The organism is Streptomyces sp. NPDC006458, assembly GCF_040612135.1.
Classification (GTDB): Bacteria; Actinomycetota; Actinomycetes; order Streptomycetales; family Streptomycetaceae; genus Streptomyces.
In genome coordinates this window covers 155,221-171,052 of sequence record NZ_JBEXPR010000003.1, presented here as the reverse complement: position 1 = coordinate 171,052, position 15,832 = coordinate 155,221, and the positions used below count along the sequence as shown (strand labels likewise).

The 15,832-nt window shown below is 72.1% G+C and carries 13 protein-coding genes and 1 pseudogene; 5 read left to right on the top strand and 9 right to left on the bottom strand.

The window, feature by feature from the left end; genetic code table 11:
• Window positions 1–130 precede the first annotated feature (130 nt).
• The 4 genes from ABZZ79_RS06050 to ABZZ79_RS06035 all read left to right on the top strand — a co-directional run bounded on the left by ABZZ79_RS06050 (window position 131) and on the right by ABZZ79_RS06035 (window position 3,434).
• The gene (locus ABZZ79_RS06050; protein WP_356686950.1) at window positions 131–1,012 is read left to right on the top strand and encodes a potassium channel family protein; all 882 of its coding nucleotides are present in this window, start codon (window positions 131–133) and stop codon (window positions 1,010–1,012) included.
• 878 nt (window positions 1,013–1,890) lie between these two features.
• Window positions 1,891–2,364, top strand: coding sequence for an Hsp20/alpha crystallin family protein (locus ABZZ79_RS06045; RefSeq protein WP_356686948.1), 474 nt, complete (start codon window positions 1,891–1,893; stop codon window positions 2,362–2,364).
• Window positions 2,361–2,738 (top strand): flavodoxin domain-containing protein, encoded by a 378-nt coding sequence (locus tag ABZZ79_RS06040; protein ID WP_356686946.1) that lies wholly within the window; start codon window positions 2,361–2,363, stop codon window positions 2,736–2,738. The genes ABZZ79_RS06045 and ABZZ79_RS06040 overlap by 4 nt, the downstream gene beginning before the upstream one ends.
• A 48-nt stretch (window positions 2,739–2,786) precedes the next feature.
• Entirely contained in the window at window positions 2,787–3,434 is a 648-nt protein-coding gene (locus tag ABZZ79_RS06035) for a hypothetical protein (RefSeq protein WP_356686944.1), read from the top strand.
• A 306-nt stretch (window positions 3,435–3,740) separates the two neighbouring features.
• On the opposite strand, the gene ABZZ79_RS06030 is transcribed toward ABZZ79_RS06035, so the two are convergent.
• The gene (locus ABZZ79_RS06030; RefSeq protein WP_356686942.1) at window positions 3,741–4,736 is read right to left on the bottom strand and encodes a nitroreductase family protein; all 996 of its coding nucleotides are present in this window, start codon (window positions 4,734–4,736) and stop codon (window positions 3,741–3,743) included.
• Window positions 4,737–5,490: 754 nt separating this feature from the next.
• A complete protein-coding gene (locus tag ABZZ79_RS06025; protein ID WP_356686940.1) occupies window positions 5,491–6,828 on the bottom strand; it encodes an MFS transporter in 1,338 nt (445 codons plus the stop codon).
• A 94-nt stretch (window positions 6,829–6,922) separates the two neighbouring features.
• Here ABZZ79_RS06025 and ABZZ79_RS06020 point away from each other — a divergent pair, with 94 nt between their 5' ends.
• Window positions 6,923–7,378 (top strand): helix-turn-helix domain-containing protein, encoded by a 456-nt coding sequence (locus ABZZ79_RS06020; protein ID WP_356686938.1) that lies wholly within the window; start codon window positions 6,923–6,925, stop codon window positions 7,376–7,378.
• Window positions 7,379–7,469: 91 nt separating this feature from the next.
• Here ABZZ79_RS06020 and ABZZ79_RS06015 read toward each other — a convergent pair whose 3' ends face one another.
• The 7 genes and pseudogenes from ABZZ79_RS06015 to ppdK all read right to left on the bottom strand — a co-directional run bounded on the left by ABZZ79_RS06015 (window position 7,470) and on the right by ppdK (window position 15,476).
• Window positions 7,470–7,979, bottom strand: coding sequence for a flavodoxin domain-containing protein (locus tag ABZZ79_RS06015; RefSeq protein WP_356686936.1), 510 nt, complete (start codon window positions 7,977–7,979; stop codon window positions 7,470–7,472).
• A gap of 125 nt (window positions 7,980–8,104) precedes the next feature.
• On the bottom strand, window positions 8,105–9,133 hold the full coding sequence (locus tag ABZZ79_RS06010) for an alcohol dehydrogenase catalytic domain-containing protein (protein WP_356687241.1): 1,029 nt from the start codon (window positions 9,131–9,133) through the stop codon (window positions 8,105–8,107).
• Window positions 9,134–9,254: 121 nt separating this feature from the next.
• Window positions 9,255–9,929, bottom strand: a complete 675-nt coding sequence (locus ABZZ79_RS06005; RefSeq protein WP_356686934.1) for a DUF4389 domain-containing protein — start codon at window positions 9,927–9,929, stop codon at window positions 9,255–9,257.
• A 223-nt stretch (window positions 9,930–10,152) separates the two neighbouring features.
• Window positions 10,153–10,529: pseudogene (locus ABZZ79_RS06000) on the bottom strand (bifunctional acetaldehyde-CoA/alcohol dehydrogenase); the annotation flags it as partial.
• A 185-nt stretch (window positions 10,530–10,714) separates the two neighbouring features.
• On the bottom strand, window positions 10,715–11,422 hold the full coding sequence (locus ABZZ79_RS05995) for a CBS domain-containing protein (protein ID WP_356686932.1): 708 nt from the start codon (window positions 11,420–11,422) through the stop codon (window positions 10,715–10,717).
• An 861-nt stretch (window positions 11,423–12,283) separates the two neighbouring features.
• Window positions 12,284–12,742 carry a hypothetical protein gene (locus ABZZ79_RS05990; RefSeq protein WP_356686930.1) on the bottom strand — a complete coding sequence of 153 codons (459 nt, stop codon included), beginning with the start codon at window positions 12,740–12,742 and terminating at the stop codon, window positions 12,284–12,286.
• Window positions 12,743–12,788: 46 nt separating this feature from the next.
• A complete protein-coding gene (gene ppdK, locus ABZZ79_RS05985) occupies window positions 12,789–15,476 on the bottom strand; it encodes a pyruvate, phosphate dikinase (protein WP_356686928.1) in 2,688 nt (895 codons plus the stop codon).
• Window positions 15,477–15,832 lie beyond the last annotated feature (356 nt).

The window sequence follows — 15,832 nt, the reverse complement described above, 5'->3', positions numbered from 1 at the left end:
CCGACCCGCGCCGGGCCGCACATGCCACACTACGGATGGTGATTCCCCGAAGGCGGTATATCGGCGACTTGTCCTTTGTGCGGGCAGTGAAGTTCTCTCCCGGACCGGGCACCTCCGTGCGGGGGCGGCGATGACGTGGCTGCCGACACTGGGGGGCGCGCTCCTCGTGCTGGGCGCCCTGCGAGACGTGTTCCAGACCCTCTGGCACCCCACGCGGCACGGCGGGCTGAGCCGACTGGTGATGACCTGCATGTGGCGGCTCTCGACCCGCCTCAGCCCGGGGCGCCAGCCCGCAGGGCTGACGGGTCCGCTGGGCATGGTCGCTGTCGTCGCCGCATGGGCGCTGGCCATGGCGGTGGGCTGGGCGCTCGTCTACTGGCCGCACATGCCCGAGAAGTTCTCGTACGCGGCGGGACTGTCCCCGGACGAGCACGCCCGTCCGCTCGACGCGTTCTACCTCTCCCTGGTGACCCTGGCCACCCTCGGCCTGGGGGACATCGCGCCGACCGCGGGGTGGCTTCGGGTTCTCGCCCCCGTCGAGGCCCTTGCCGGATTCGCCCTGCTGTCGGCGACCGTGGCCTGGATTCTCGGCATCTACCCGGCTCTGGCGCGGCGCAGGGCCCTCGCCCTGCGCCTGTCCCACCTGCGTCGCAGCAACGTCCCGGGTCCCGCGCTCGACTCGGACGGGGGTGCCGCGCTCCTGGACGCCCTCGCCACCGCGATCTCGGTCTCCTCGGTCGATTTCATGCAGTACCCGGAGTCGTACTACTTCTACGACGGGGACGACAACACCTCTTTGCCCGTCCAGCTCGCCCACGCGGCCGAACTGGCCGAGCAGGCCGGGCGGGCCTCGCACCCGGACGTCCGCCTGGCCGGCGCGATCCTGAAAACCGCCCTCGACGACCTCGCGGTGATCCTCGACGACCGCTTCCTCCACACCCGCGCGGGCACCGACCGGATCATCACCGTGTACGCGGCGGACCACGGCGGCGCGGACACGAGGCAGGGGTGACGTCCTGCGCCGACCGCCGCTGAGAGATGCCGCGGCCATCGGTCGGGCGTCGCGACGCGGCCGGTCCCGCGGCCGTCTCCCTGCCCCTGCACGGCCGGCCCGGAGTGAGGCTCGGACCTGTCGGCGGTCTCTGAACCTGGACCCCCTTGGGGTCGGTGAGTTTGAACCGGCCGTTCACGCAGTTCCCCGTGCCCCGAAAGCCTGCGCAGTTCCCCCGCGCCCCCAAGCGCTCCCGGGCCGCCTGAGCCCAGCCGGCCACCTCTCAAGGGGCGCGGGGAACTGCGCGAACAGGCATCGACGAGCGCACCGGGCCCCGCACCCCTCCGCCTGCCCTCGTCGCCGGGCTCGCGCACGTATCGGCGGACGGAGACCTGCCCCGTCGCCGCCGCGCCCGGGGCTGTGATGCTGAGCCGTCCCGGTCGCCGAGCCCGATGCGACGTCCCCTCGGCGGCCCGGGCCGGGCGTCGCGACTCGATCGGGGCCAAGTGGCCCATGCCCGGAGGGGCCCGTGGATGCCAATGTGGGAGGTGTCCCAGGGACGCGCTGTCCGGCGCTCGGACCGCCCGTGTCCGAGGAGGAGTCATGGCCAGCGACACCCCCGTCCACCCGACGGCACCGCTGCCAGATCCCGGCCCCGGCGCCGGGTGAGCACCGTGCCGCCGAGCGCCCTGTTCGACCAGGCGAGGGCCGGGCCGCTCACCGGGCGGCAGCGCCAACGCCCCGACGCCCTTGGTGCCGTACGGGCGACAGGGGCCGGTCGGTCCGGCAGCCGGTACCCGCTCGGCCCGCCCGTCGGTCCCATCCGGCACTCGGGCCGCACCCGCGGCGGCGTCATGGTGGGGACAGGAAACGACGCACCACTCAAGGAGGGCAGGGTCATGGCAGGCCGTCTGGAACACTCCCGCAACCGTTTCCCCGAACTCGCGGACTGGATCTCCGACTTCCCGGGCTTCGGGGACTTCCCCCGGCTTCCCGCACGGAGGCCCGCGTTCGGCCGCCACATCATCCCGATCGAGGTGACGAGGGGCGAAGCCGAGTACGTGCTGAAGGCCGAACTGCCCGGCATGGACCCCGACGACGACATCAGCATCACGGTCGACGGCGACACGCTCATCGTCAGCGCCGAACACGAGGAGAGCAGCGAGACCAAGGACCACTCCGAGTTCCGCTACGGGTCCTTCGTCCGCACCGTCCGCCTGCCGCAGGCGATCACGGCGGAGGATGTCCGAGCCGAGTACGCCGACGGCGTCCTCACCGTCCGCGCGGCGATGCCCAAGCCCCGGGAGGCAGGAGCCCGTACCGTCCCGGTGACCCGCGCGGCGGGCCCGGCAGGAGGCGGGGAGGCACCGTGACGTCGAGGCGGGTGCTCGTCGCGCACGGCAGCCGGCCCGGCGCGACCGCCGGCATCGCCGAGGAGATCGGCGGGTCGCCGCCTGAGGACGGCCTCGACGTGGTCGTCGTGTCCGCCGACACCGTCACCGATGTCAGCGGCGACGACGGGGTCGTCCTGTGCGGTGCCCTGTACGCCGGGCACTGGAACGGCACGGCACGCCGGGGTGCCCGGCGCACCGCCGAACAACTGCGGGTGCGGCCGGTGGGGCTGTTCGGCGGCGATCCGATGGACAGCCCCGCCGAGCAGCACGACCTCCCGCCCGTGCCCGGCGTCGACCGACAGCCGCGGCGTCTGGACGCGCGGGAGCAATTCGAGCTCACCACGACCCGCTGAGACCCACGGGGCCCCGGCGGGACAGAGGCACGGCCCAGGAGGTGTGCCATGCGAGACGGCGGAACCCCGGCACCCAGGCCGGGGCGACCATGGCACCGCGGCCCGGAGAGCCCCCGCCCCGATACGGCCGCCAACCCGCTCCGACGCCCCTGTGACCGGACGCGCACCCGATGGCAGGCGGGCCTGGCCCTCGCGGTCGTCGCCGCGGTGGTCTGCGGCATGATCGCAGCCCAGGCCCTCTGGCGGAACGGGGAACGCGTCGCACGCGAGCAGGCCCGCCACCGGCACGAGACGGCGGCTGTCACCCTGTCCCGAGCCACGGACCCACTCAGCGGCCCCGGCAGCGCACAGGCCGCCCGGGCCGACGCCTCCTGGCGCGCTCCCGACGGCGCACCGCGTTCCGGCAAGGTCGACGTTCCGCCACGCACGTCCGAAGGAGCCACGGTGACGATCTGGGTCGACGACACCGGCGCCGTGACCCGCGCTCCGCGCGCTGCGGCCGACGGCATTGTCGTCGCCCTCGGGGGCGGGACGCTTCTCGCCGCCCTGCTCTCCTTCGCGGCGGTCGGCGTCGTCGGCGCGCGCCTGCGGCGACTGGAGAGCCACACGTTCGAGGAGTGGGAGCGCGAGTGGACGCACGTGGAACCCCTCTGGACGCGCCGGCGCCCCACCGAACCCGGTCCCGACGATGTCTGACCCCTATCCGGCCCGTAGCCGGCGCCCGCCGGCCCGCCGATGAGAACCGCCGCTGTGGTCGCCCTCGCAGCGGCGGTCAGCGGTTACGGGTCAGGTGTCGTACCGCAGTCGGTCGGCGACCCGCACGACCCCGTCCACGTCGTCGCACAGCCGCACGACCACGGGGCCCGAAGGCCCGGCGCGGCAGTGTCCCACTGAGGGGCACTACGCCCTCGGTGACGTCGACGCTCACGGACGGGCGTCTCGTTGATCGCCGGTGCCGGGTTCCTTCGGTGGCGGTCTACGGAGGTGACGACGGCGTCCTGGTCACACGAGGTTCAGCACGTCGGCGACCGGCCGGCGTGGGGTGGCCTCGCCGACGGGGCCGTAGCCCAGTCGGATGAGCATCTGCACGAAGCCCATGGCCGAGCGAGGGTCGCGGGCCGTCTCGCGCAGCTCCGGCCACTCCAGAGGCTGGGAGATCGGCGACGTGGCCAGACCGTCGAAAGTCGCCTGGAGCAGCACCCGCTGCATGGCCTGACCCGCCCTGAGCCAGTCCAGGGGCCTGTCGTCGGCCGTCCCGAGGATCACGATCTGCGGCCGTTGCTCGAAGTCCGCCGTCGAACGCCCGGTCACCCGCCGGGGCATGTCGAAGTCGCGAACCGGCGCGCTCACCCCGTGCTGCCGGGGACCGAAGGCGTACGAGGGGATGCCGTCGGCGGGGCCGTCGCCTCGGCGGTCCTGGAGCCGGGTCCAGTTGGTGATCTCGGCGCGCAGTGCCGCGTCCATGGCCTCGGACAGTTCAGCGTCGTGCACGAGGCCGCGCAGGGTGTCGGTGTGCCAGGGGCCCGGGAGGAGCAGGTGGGCGCCCTCCAGGAGCGCCGCGGACCGCAGGCGGTCGAGGATCGCGTCGGGGATGCGCTCGTCGGAGAACGGGTGGCGGCTGGTGTGCCGTCGCCACAGAGCGGGACGCAGGGCGGCGAGGTCGTCCGACTCGCCTGGGTCCGTGGCGCGGCGCAGAGTCACCTCCGCGAGGAACCAGGGATTCTCCGCGTCCGGGAGGGGCCGCACCGAGGCGCTCCAGCCACGCCAGGCGGCACCGACCCGGAGGTTGAACACGGCGGCGCCCACGCCCAGGTGCAGGGCGCGGTGCCGGGGGTCGGCACGGGGCATGCTTCGCGCGGGATCGGCGTAGACCTCGATGGTGTCTCCGGCCACGCGGTGGAGGAACCGCCATGGTTGGGCGTTGTGCATCGACGGGGCCGTTGTCGCGTCCTCGACGAGAGAGGTCACGAGCGCGGTGCCGGGGGAGTGGAGTGTCATGGGAACTGCCCTGCCTGAGTGTGGGGACCGGGCTTCGTGGAGGTCCGGTCACCAGGCGCCGCTCCGGTGGGGCGGCGGCCATGTCGTACGCGAAGGGTGTCGTCCCTGCGGGCGTCCGGGAGCAGGTCCACCGGCGGTGGCCACCCTTCGCGTCCTCGGAGAGGCGTCCGGGAGCCGGGCCTCCTCCGGGACGCCCGACCGGATGCGCTGCCGTGTGTGTCGGTGTCGGTGTCGGTGTCGGTGTCGGGTCTCGGGTACACCCGGACCCGTTCGTCCTCGTGCGCTGCCGACCGTCCCGCTGATGTCGTGCCCGGCCGGAAAGCGGGCCGCTTGCTGGAAGGCACTGGCGGGGCCGACGAACGCCACGTCGTGTGTGGGGGACCGATCGTGGACTGTCGCATCGCGCTCTCCTGAGGCGTGGAACGGGTGCGTCGTGCCTTCTCCTGTCACGGTCGCCGCGCGCGGGGGCACGGGGATAGGGCCGAACGGTCCTTGTCCGCGGCCGGTCGGGGCCTTACCGGCTCTGGCAAAAGCGAGTTGATCATATGACTGTCGGCTTGGTCGCTCGCTGATGACGGCATGGGGAAACGTCGGTCGCGGCCGTGGATCGTGTCGGACGAACTGTGGTCGCTCATCGAGCCGTTGCTGCCGGAGCCGGAGCCGGAGCCGGAGCCGGAGCCGGAGCCGGAGTCAGAGCCCGAGCCGAAGCCGGAGCCGCCTGGCGGCCTGGGACGAGACAGGTTGCACCACATCATCACCGACGGCCGGGGCATCCCGCTCGCGGTGTCGCTGAGCGGCGGCAACCGCGACGACGACTGGTGGGGCGCCGGTCATCACCGCGAGAGGCGGCCTCGGCGGCGGGGTCCGGAGTGCTGTGTCGAGTAACGCCCCACAGTGCGAGCCCGACGCAGCTGAACGCGGCACCCAGTGCGCACACGGCGCCCCAGCCGACCAGCGTGTAGAGGAAGGTCGCGGCGAGGGCGCCGGTGGCGCTGCCGATCGAGTAGAAGACCATGTATCCGCCGATCAGTCGGCTGCCCGCCTCCGGGTGCAGCGCGTAGATCAAGGTCTGGTTGGTGACATGGACCGCCTGGACGGCAAGGTCGAGCAGGATCACCCCGACGACCAGAGCCCAGAGCGAGCTGCGGGTGAAGGACAAGGGCAGCCACGAGGCGGCGAGCAGCGCCAGGGCGATGCCGGTCGTCCGCCGGGAGAGTCCGCGGTCGTTCAGACGGCCCGCCACCGTCGCGGCCAGGGCGCCGGCGACACCGATCAGTCCCAGTGCCCCGATCGCGCTGTGGGACAGGAAGTACGGGGCCTCGCTGAGGGGCAGCGCGATGCTGCTCCACAAGGTGCTGAAGGCGGCGAAGACCAGCAGACCGAACAGGGCCCGGAGCCTCAGCAGCCGTCCCCGTGCGAACAGAGTGATCGTGGAGCGGAGGAGCTCTCCGTAGCGCAGGGGTGTCGGCTCGGCGAGACTGTGGCGCGGCAGCACTCGGTACAGGACCAGGGCGAGCAGAGCGGTGAGCGATGCCGAGGCGAGGTAGACGGAGCGCCAGCCCGCGAGATCGGCCAGGAGGCCGGATGCGGTGCGGGCGAGCAGGATCCCGATGACCACACCGCCGGTGACCAGACCGACGACCCGTCCGCGCTCGGCTGGAGGGGCCAGCGACGCAGCGAAGACCACCAGAGTTTGCGTGACGACCGCGAGAAGTCCCACCGCGGCCATGCCCGCGAGCAGGATCGCTGCCGTGTGGGCGGCGGTTACCACGGCCAGGGCCACCACGAGGAGCAGCAGCTGGACAACGATGAGCCGTCTGCGGTCGGCCACGTCGCCCAGCGGCGCGAGGAAGAAGAGTCCCAGCCCGTAGCCGACCTGCGTGAGGGTGACCACGCTGCCCACAAGCGCCGGGCTCATGGCGAGGTCCTGGCCCATGGTCACCAGGAGCGGCTGGGAGAAGTAGACGTTGGCCACCGCGGCCCCGCAGGCGACGGCGAACAGTACGACGACACCACGGGACAGGACGAACGCGGAACCTTCCCCGCTTCGGGCCTTGGTCCGTCGTGTCACAGCCTCGCCTTTGCCGGGCATCGGCACCCCTCCGCATATCTGGTTTCATCTTGCTACCGGTGGCGACGGTAACCATTTTGGTAGCATGTTGCAACCGTCGTGAGAGAGGAACGCCATGGTGACCAGAACGCGCTTCGACGACAGCGAATGTCCCGTCGCCCGGTCGGTGGACGCGATCGGCGACTGGTGGTCCCTGCTGATCGTGCGGGACGCCTTCGACGGAAGCCGGCGTTTCGGGGAGTTCCAGCGCAGCCTCGGCGTGGCGAAGAACATCCTCGCCACGCGACTGCGCACTCTGGTCGCCGGCGGTGTCCTCGAATCCGTCCCCGCCTCGGACGGCAGCGCCTACCGCGAGTACGTACTGACTCCGAAGGGCAAGACGCTCTTCCCCGTCATCGTGGCACTGCGGCAGTGGGGCGAACAGAACTTCTTCGCCCCCGGCGAACCCCACTCACAGTTGGTCGACCGTCGGCAGGGACAGCGACTCCGCCCGCTGGAAGTGCTGTCTGCGGACGGGCGGCGGCTGAACCCCGACGACACCACCGTCCACAAAATTTCCCTCACGCGGTAGACGCGCGCCTGCTGAACGTTCCTTCGTCATCCCGCTGTCCCGGACCGCGCCCCCACCTTCACCCCCACCCGCGCGGGTCCGCCTCCGGCTGTCAACCGTGAGCCAGTTCGGCGGCGATCACGGATGCCCAGGCGTCGATGACCTCCCAGTCGCGGTAGTCGCCGAACCGGCCGCCCATCAGACGGAACAGGACACGGCCGGTCAGGGACAGCTGGGCTCGTGCGACGACACCGGAGAACAGCCGGTGGTCCCGGTACGACTGGCCGCCGGGCAGGCTCTCGACGATCACCGGGATCTCGTTGTCCGCCATACGCCTCCACGGTCCGCGGAGCGCGCCCGGCATGCCGACGCTGAAGATCCACACCGGTCGGGGGCGCAGCACGTCGAGGTTGTCACGTACGAAGTCCCTGGCCGGAGCCAGCCAGGTCTGCCGGTGGACGGCACTGCCCAGGACGAACGCGCCGTACGCGTCGGCGTCGTCCACCGCTTCCATGGCCCTGGCCTCGGCCGTCAGGCCCGCCCTGCCCAGCATGGCGGCCAGCCGCTCGGCGATCTCGCGCGTCGAGCCGTGCGCGGTCGCATAGCCCACGAGGACGTCCATGTCGTTCACCTCGATGTTCCGCGGGGGCCGCGCCCTTGGCGATGTCCGGCCGCCCGACGGGACGGTCGTCGGCGCTGTCGTGGACGCCGACGGCCGACGTGGTGATCCGGGGCGTGGGGGCGGGCTCACTCGCGCTGCAGCAGGACCTTGAGGGCGCCGGTGGCGGGGCCCTCGGTGAACATCTCGTAGGCGTCGACGGTCCGGTCGAAGCCGAAGGTGTGGGTGATCAGCCCGGAAACGGGCAGGCGTCCGTACCTCACCAGCTCCATCAGCCATGGTGTGGAGGAGGTGTCCACCTGGCCGGTGCTGATGGTCAGGTTCTTGCGCCACAGGGTCTCAAGATGCAGGGTGGCCGGCTTGCCGGGCGTGCCGATGCTGGCGATGTGACCACCGGGACGTACGACTCGTGTGCACAGGGCGAAGCTCTCCGGAGTTCCGGCTGCCTCGATGACCACATCGGCGCCGGACCCGTCGGCCAGATCGGCGATCAGCCGTCCGGGCACTTCGGCGGAGTCGGCACCCAGTCGGCGGGCGGCATCCAGCCGGGGCGACGACAAGTCCACCGCGATGATCCGGCGAGGTGAGTAGATCCGGGCGAGGACGACCGCGGCGAGTCCGACAGGACCGGCGCCCACGACCACCACGACGTCTCCCGGCCCCACGTGTCCGTTGCGCACCCCGACCTCGTAGGCGGTGGGGAGCACCTCGGCGAGCAGGACGGAGTCCCCGAGTGCCACGGAGTCGGGCCGCCGCCGCGTGGAATGGTCGGCGAAAGGAACCCGCACGAACTCCGCCTGGGTTCCGTTGATCAGGTTCCCGAGGATCCAGCCTCCGCCGCCCCGGCACTGTCCGAACATGCTGTCCCGGCAGAACTGACAGCGGCCGCAGGCCGAGACGGACGAGACGATCACCTCATCGCCCGGAGCGACGGAGTGGACCTCGCGGCCGATGGCCACCACCTCACCGACCGCCTCGTGGCCGAGGACCGTTCCTGGTTTCACCTCGGTCAGGTCTCCGTGCAGGATGTGCAGATCGGTGCCGCAGACGGTGGTGGCCTCTACGCGTACGACGGCGTCGGCCGGCTCCTCGATCTCCGGATCCGCGACCGTGTCCCAGGAGATCTGCCCGGGACCGTGGAAGACGAGAGCTCGCATGCTCATCCACTCCCTGGCTGACTCGGCAGGCTCTCTCCACCGTGGCCCTGGCGGGACGCCCGGGCAACCGGTGCCCCGGGTGTCGGCCGTGACGGCTGCGGTGCCCGCTACGACAGCTGGGCTACCTGTACTCGCCCACCGGGTCATGGCGGTCCGGTTCCGTGCCGCCCATGTCGAGACGGAACGGTGGGTAGACGTCCGTCATCAGGGCCGCGTAGGCCGCCACGCGCAGAACCCATCGGTTGAGGCCGAGGATGAGGTCGAACAGGTCCCGGGGATACTTCTCGGTGAAGGCCATGATCACGGCCGCGATCAGCGTCAGCACGGCCACCAGGCCGCCGTTCCACCAGCCGAGGTGCCAGCCGCCGAGGAAGAAGCCGACGACGATGTACTGCGGGATGGCCAGCAGCCACCACTTCACCAGCACCAGGCCGCGGGAGAGGCGGTCGGGATAGGCGATGTCCAGTCGGGCCGGGTAGCCGGGTTCCGCGCCCAGGCTGAAGGGCGGATAGCGGTCCGTGCCGAGGGCGCCGTACGAGTAGTAGGACACCCGCCAGGACCATCTCAGCACGCCCAGGTTGAAGTCGAACAGGGGGCGTGGGTAGCGCTCGGTGAACAGGATGGCGAAGAACGCGATCACGCTGACGACGGTGAAGGCGATCCAGAGGAAGAACAGCACCACGAAGTGGGGGATGACGAGGATCCACTTCACCAGCCACAGCCATCGGGACAGCGGCGCGTCCAGCACCGCGTCCACCCGGACCGGGCGGTCAGGTGTGTGCGTGAAGGTAGTCATGTCGATCAACTCCTTTGTCCGTCCGTCCGTTGTCCGTCCGTCCGCCGTTCGGTCCGTGTCATCGGCGGCCGTAGTAGGCCTTGCGCATGAGTTCCCGCATGTCGTCGAGCATGGGCATCCGCGGGTCGGCGGGGGCGCACTGGTCCTCGTAGGCATTGAGGGCCTGCTGGGGCAGGGAGCCGGGGAAGGTGCGTTCGTCCACGCCGAGGACCTGGAACGACGTGGGGGTGATCGCGCACACCACGCCCACCGGCTCGGCGATCTCGACCATGTCCTCGATGTCGTCGCGGGCATGACCCCGACGGTCTTCAGGGTGCTCATGCCGTGCGTGACGTGCTCGCACGGGAACATGTTCCTGACGGCCTTGTCCTCGAAGACGCCACGTCCCGTCTCCTCCACGGCCAGGCGTGCCGGCGCCGTGTGCCGGTCGAGCGCGGCGACCGAGGCCTTCTTCACGATGTGGTCGACCTGTTCCTGGTCGAGAGCCTCGTAGTCGGCGAGCCCCTTGAGCCCGTTCGCCACGAGCCCGTCCACGGCGATGGCGGTGTCCGTCGGTGCCCGAGCGGAGCCGGCGGTAGCGGTTCGGTCGTGGCGGGTCATGTGGCGTGCCTCCGTCGCAGAGAGCTGAAACCGCGAGGTCGGCGGTGCGGGTGCACCGCGGGGGACCGTTGCCGCTCCCCGCCGGTAGCGTCGCCCGTCGAAGGCTCCCTCGCGCAGGCCCCGTTGGTCCTCCGGGGCCGAGGGGCCTTGCCGCCGTTGGACCGTACGGCCCGTCCGCCATGGGGCTATGCGGGATCGTTCCCGGAGGCGGAGGGCTTGTCCGACGGCCGGGCGTCATCGACGCGGAACGTGAGGCTGTTGATCACCCCGACCACTCCGTCCACCCGGTAGGCGAGCCGGAGCAGGAGCGGGATGTCGCTGCGGCGTTCCAGGTGTCCTTCCAGGGTAACCATGCCGTCGCGGACCGAGACGAACACGGTGTGGGGCGGCAGGCCCATGGTGCGGCTCACCACTCCGTCGAGGATCTCCCGGCTGACCTCCTCGTCCGTGCGCAGGAAGACGCGCAGCAGGTCACGGCGCGTGGCGATGCCGATCAGCCGGTCCTCCTCGTCCACGACCGGAAGGCGCTCGACACCGTGGCGTTCCATCATGCGCGCTGCGTCGGCGACGCGCTGCTCGGGATGGACGGTGATCGCGGGCGTCGACATCAGGTCCTCCGCCGTGGTGGCGCGAGCGAGCGCGGCCCCGCGCCGGGCGGAGCGGCGCAGCGGGGGAATCCGCAGCCGTCGTGCCCGGCCCTGGTCGGCCCGGGCCGACTGGGAGCGGATCAGATCGGTCTCGGAGATCACTCCCACGACCTTGTCGTCGCCGTCCACCACGGGCAGTCCGCTGATCCGGTTCCGGTACAGCAACTGCGCCACGTTCCCGGCCGATGTCTCCCGGCGGGCTTCGACGACCTCGCGGGTCATCACCTCGCCGACGATGTGAGGCATCACGCTCACTCCCTTCCCCGCGCTGTGCGGATTCGCCCACCGGGCGGCGGGACCGCGGGTTCCCGGCGGTCGCGGCGAGCTGTTCGCCGATCCCCGGGGGGATCCTGGACGTCGGCCTGCCTACTTCCTCCAGGCTGCCTCCGGACGCGTACCGGAGGCAGGGGCCGAATGTCCCGCGAATCAGGACGTACCGCCCGCCGTTCGGTGCCGTCGTGGAATGGTCCTCCCACTGCCCCTGCCGCACGGCTCCAGCGTCGGAGCAGCTCCGAGGCCGCGGCAGATGCCTGACGGCCTCGCGGAGCGGGCCGCTCGGCCCTCATCTGCGACGGGCCGTCCGACGCACGGGCCGAACGGTCCTGGTCCGACGGCCTGGAGCCGCGGAGGATCTGTGGCCTGCCGGACAGCCGGACAGCCGGGCAGCCGGGCAGCGGAGCGCCGGCAGTGGCTCCCGTCGGCGGAAGGACGCCAGGTGGCGGAAACCCGCGAGGCTGATCATGCGGACGGCGCCGTCCCGGCCCTCGGGAGCCGACATGGCGGTCTCCCCCTGTCGATCGGCCTGGGGGGCGCGCAAGGGCCGGCACGCGACCGAGGGTCACGCTGCCCAGCAGTCGCAGCGCCTCGGCGCCGCCGAGCTCGATGCGGCGGCGCGGCCGGACCGGTGGGCCGTAGCCGTGGGCCAGGGGGGCCGTACCAGTGTCTGCGTGATGTCACGGACTGCCGGATGTCGGGCTGTCAGGTCTGCGCGGCGGAGCGACACCGCGGGGGACCGGTGCCGCTCCTGCCTCCACTGTCCTTCGGGGTCCTGGCCGCGTCCAAGGGCCGATGGGCCCGGAGTGCGGCCCGGTAAGCCTCACGCGGTGGTTACGCGGCGGGCGAAGGGCCCTCGGTGGGTGAGAGGTCCTCGGTGGGCGAAGGGCCCTCGGTGGGCGGGGGACCCGCCTGCCCCGCTCCGCCGCGCCACGGCGGTGGAGCGGCAGACCTGCGGATCTGCTCCGCCCGGTGAGCCGCCCGCTCGACCCGGGCACGCAGCCGGTCCTCGATCCGGTCCGCGAGCGCGTGCGCGTCGGCTTCCCGGGCGTGGACGACGATGAGGTGGCCGCCCAGACGGATCTCGGCTCCGGCCGCCCACGGCAGCCGGACGTGGTGTGCGGCGTCCCTGGTCACGGTGACCCGGCCGCTGACGGACGACAGCCCGGGCCGGGCGAGGGCCGCGCCGACCTTGGCCCGGATGTAGGTGAGTTCCTCGTCGCCCACGTCACCGTCCGTGTGTATCCGGAGGGCGGCGAGTGCGTCCTGTGCGCTGAGGTCCGTATCGGTCATGTGCCGTGCTCCTCGCTGTCGTCGTTCCGTGAGAGGTGGGTGCTTCTCACCTGCTGTCGCTGCCCTCTGTCCCGGGCAGCGCCGCCCGGCCCGCCTCCAGCCGCGCCACCGGTACCCGGAAGGGCGAGCAGGACACGTAGTCCAGGCCGGCCGTGTGGAAGAAGTGCACGGAGTCGGGGTCGCCGCCGTGTTCGCCGCAGACGCCGATCTTCAGGCCGGGGCGGGCGGCGCGGCCCTCGGTGACGGCGATCCGGACGAGCCGTCCCACGCCGTCGCGGTCGAGGGTCTCGAACGGGGAGACGGGGAAGACGCCCTTGTCGAGGTAGGCGGAGAAGAAGGCCGCCTCGACGTCGTCGCGGGAGAAGCCCCAGGTGGTCTGGGTGAGGTCGTTGGTGCCGAAGGAGAAGAACTCCGCCTCCTCGGCGATGCGGCCGGCGGTGAGCGCGGCCCGGGGCAGCTCGATCATCGTGCCGACCGGGCAGCGGACGGGCACGCCGGACTCGTCGGACACCTCGGCCAGGGCCCGTTCGACCTCCGCGCGTTCGATGCGCAGTTCCTCGACGGCACCGACCAGCGGCACCATGATCTCTGCGCGCGGTGTGCCCCCGGCCCGCGTGCGGGCCACGACGGCCTCGGCGACGGCCCGTACCTGCATCGCCACCAGGCCCGGGATGACCAGGCCGAGGCGCACACCGCGCAGCCCGAGCATCGGATTGTCCTCGTGCATCCGGCTGACGGCGTCGAGCAACTCCCGCTCGTGCGGGTCGGGTTGCTCGCCGCGTGCCTCGGTGGCCGCGATGTGTACGGCGAGTTCGGTGCGGTCGGGCAGGAACTCGTGCAGCGGCGGGTCCAGCAGGCGGATGGTGACGGGCAGGCCGTCCATCGCCTCCAGGATGTCGGTGAAGTCCTGCCGCTGGAGGGGCAGGAGCGCCGCCAGTGCCTGTTCGCGCCCGGCGTCGTCGCGGGCCAGGATCATCCGCTCGACCAGCTTGCGGCGTTCGCCGAGGAACATGTGCTCGGTGCGGCACAGTCCGATGCCCTGGGCGCCGAACCGGCGGGCGCGGGCCGCGTCCTCGGGGGTGTCGGCGTTGGCCCGCACCTCCAACCGCCTCAGGGTGTCGGCGTGTTCGAGGGCGCGGGCCACCGCGGTGACCACACCCGCCGACCGCTGTGAGGTCTCCAGGAACCGCATCACCGCCGAGTCGGCCAGCGGCACGGCCCCCGGGTACACGGCACCGGAGGAGCCGTCCACGGAGAGGACGGTGCCCTCCTCGACGACGGCTCCGGTCCGGGTGGTGAAGTGCCGGGCCCCGGTGTCCACGGCGAGGCCGTCGGCGCCGCAGACGCAGACCTTGCCCATGCCCCGGGCCACCACGGCCGCGTGGCTGGTCTTGCCGCCGCGGCTGGTGAGCACGGCCTGTGCGGCGATCATGCCCGGCAGGTCGTCGGGGGTGGTCTCCTGGCGGACCAGGACGACCCTCTCGCCGGCGGCGGCACGTCGTACCGCCTCGGCGGAGTCGAAGACGGCCGCGCCGACGGCGGCACCGGGGGAGGCGGGGACGCCTTGGGCGAGCGGCTCGCCGACGGCGGACGTGTCGAACGCCGGGAACATCAGCCGGGCCAGCCCGTCGCCGTCGACCCGTGCCAGGGCCTCGTCGGCGGTGATGAGCCCCTCGTCGGTCAGCTGGGCGGCGAGGGTGAAGGCGGCTTCGGCGGTGCGCTTGCCGACCCGGGTCTGGAGCATCCACAGCGTGCCGCGCTCGATCGTGAACTCGATGTCGCACAGATCCCGGTAGTGCCGCTCCAGCGTTTCCATGTGGCCGCGCAGTCGCGCGTACGAGCGCGGGTCGAGCTGCTCCAGCTCGCTCAGCGGCATGGCGTTGCGGATGCCGGCGACGACGTCCTCGCCCTGCGCGTCGGGCAGGTAGTCGCCGTACAGGCCGGGCCGGCCGGTGGCCGGATCGCGGGTGAAGGCGACCCCGCTGCCGGAGTCGGGGCCGAGGTTGCCGAACACCATGCGCTGCACGGTCACGGCGGTGCCGAGGTCGTCCCCGATGTGCTCGCGCCGCCGGTACAGCCGGGCCCGCTCGCCGTTCCACGAGCGGAAGACCGCGAGGATCGCCCGACGCAGCTGGTCGGTGGGGGACTGCGGGAACTCCTCCCCGGTCTCGTCGAGGACGATCCCTTTGAAGGTCTCCACGAGCCGGGCCAGGTCGTTCGCGTCCAGGTGGGTGTCGTCGGGTGCCTCGCGTTCCTCCTTGAGGAGGGCCAGGGCGCGCGCGAAGAGGGCCGGGTCGACACCCATGACCGTGGAGCCGAACATCTGGACGAGCCTGCGGTACGAGTCCCAGGCGAAACGGTCGCTGCCCGAAGCCTTGGCCAGCCCCAGGACGGAGTCGTCGTCCAGGCCGATGTCCAGCACCGTCTCCATCATCCCGGGCATCGAGAACCGCGCCCCGGAGCGGACGGACAGCAGCAGCGGGTCGTCACGCTGCCCCAGCCGCCGACCCGCCGCCGCCTCGACAGCCGCCAGATGCCGGGAGACCTCCGCCGCCAGCCCCGGTGGCTCGGTGCCGGTGGCCAGATAGGCCCGGCAGGCGTCGGTGCTGACGGTGAAGCCGGGCGGGACCGGCAGGCCCAGCCGGGTCATCTCGGCCAGGTTCGCGCCCTTGCCGCCCAGCAGGTCCGCCATCTCCCGACGGCCCTCGCGGAAGTCGTACACGTATGGGACCATGACGCGGCACTCCTCGGCTCGGGGCTCGGACCGGCACGTCGGACCGACGCTTCGGCCGCGACGCACCTCCAGCTTCGAGCAGTCCCGCGGGACCCGGCAGATGCTGTCCGTCCCCTCCCGTGGGCCGAACGGCCCTGGGCGCGACCCGGCGGACCGTGGACGGGTTCCGATTCCGATCCGCCGCCGGCCGCCGACCGGTAGCGTGAACCACGATCACGACGGCCGGTGTCAGCGCGCCCGACCACCGAACGGTGCCGGCAGCCCGGCCGGGCAGGCGGCCCGTCCCTCGCGAAAGGTCCCTTTCCCGTTGACCGGAGAAGAGGGGCCCGACCGGCCCAAGCGCCCGCCGTCCAGAT

What these genes read in the sequence shown, in the direction of transcription:
- ABZZ79_RS06050 (WP_356686950.1), top strand. Translation starts at nt 131, where the DNA reads ATGACGTGGCTGCCGACACTGGGGGGCGCGCTCCTCGTGCTGGGCGCC.
- ABZZ79_RS06045 (WP_356686948.1), top strand. Translation starts at nt 1,891, where the DNA reads ATGGCAGGCCGTCTGGAACACTCCCGCAACCGTTTCCCCGAACTCGCG.
- ABZZ79_RS06035 (WP_356686944.1), top strand. Translation starts at nt 2,787, where the DNA reads ATGCGAGACGGCGGAACCCCGGCACCCAGGCCGGGGCGACCATGGCAC.
- ABZZ79_RS06030 (WP_356686942.1), bottom strand. Translation starts at nt 4,736, where the DNA reads ATGACACTCCACTCCCCCGGCACCGCGCTCGTGACCTCTCTCGTCGAG.
- ABZZ79_RS06025 (WP_356686940.1), bottom strand. Translation starts at nt 6,828, where the DNA reads ATGCCCGGCAAAGGCGAGGCTGTGACACGACGGACCAAGGCCCGAAGC.
- ABZZ79_RS06020 (WP_356686938.1), top strand. Translation starts at nt 6,923, where the DNA reads ATGGTGACCAGAACGCGCTTCGACGACAGCGAATGTCCCGTCGCCCGG.
- ABZZ79_RS06015 (WP_356686936.1), bottom strand. Translation starts at nt 7,979, where the DNA reads ATGGACGTCCTCGTGGGCTATGCGACCGCGCACGGCTCGACGCGCGAG.
- ABZZ79_RS06010 (WP_356687241.1), bottom strand. Translation starts at nt 9,133, where the DNA reads ATGCGAGCTCTCGTCTTCCACGGTCCCGGGCAGATCTCCTGGGACACG.
- ABZZ79_RS06005 (WP_356686934.1), bottom strand. Translation starts at nt 9,929, where the DNA reads ATGACTACCTTCACGCACACACCTGACCGCCCGGTCCGGGTGGACGCG.
- ABZZ79_RS05995 (WP_356686932.1), bottom strand. Translation starts at nt 11,422, where the DNA reads ATGCCTCACATCGTCGGCGAGGTGATGACCCGCGAGGTCGTCGAAGCC.
- ABZZ79_RS05990 (WP_356686930.1), bottom strand. Translation starts at nt 12,742, where the DNA reads ATGACCGATACGGACCTCAGCGCACAGGACGCACTCGCCGCCCTCCGG.
- ppdK (WP_356686928.1), bottom strand. Translation starts at nt 15,476, where the DNA reads ATGGTCCCATACGTGTACGACTTCCGCGAGGGCCGTCGGGAGATGGCG.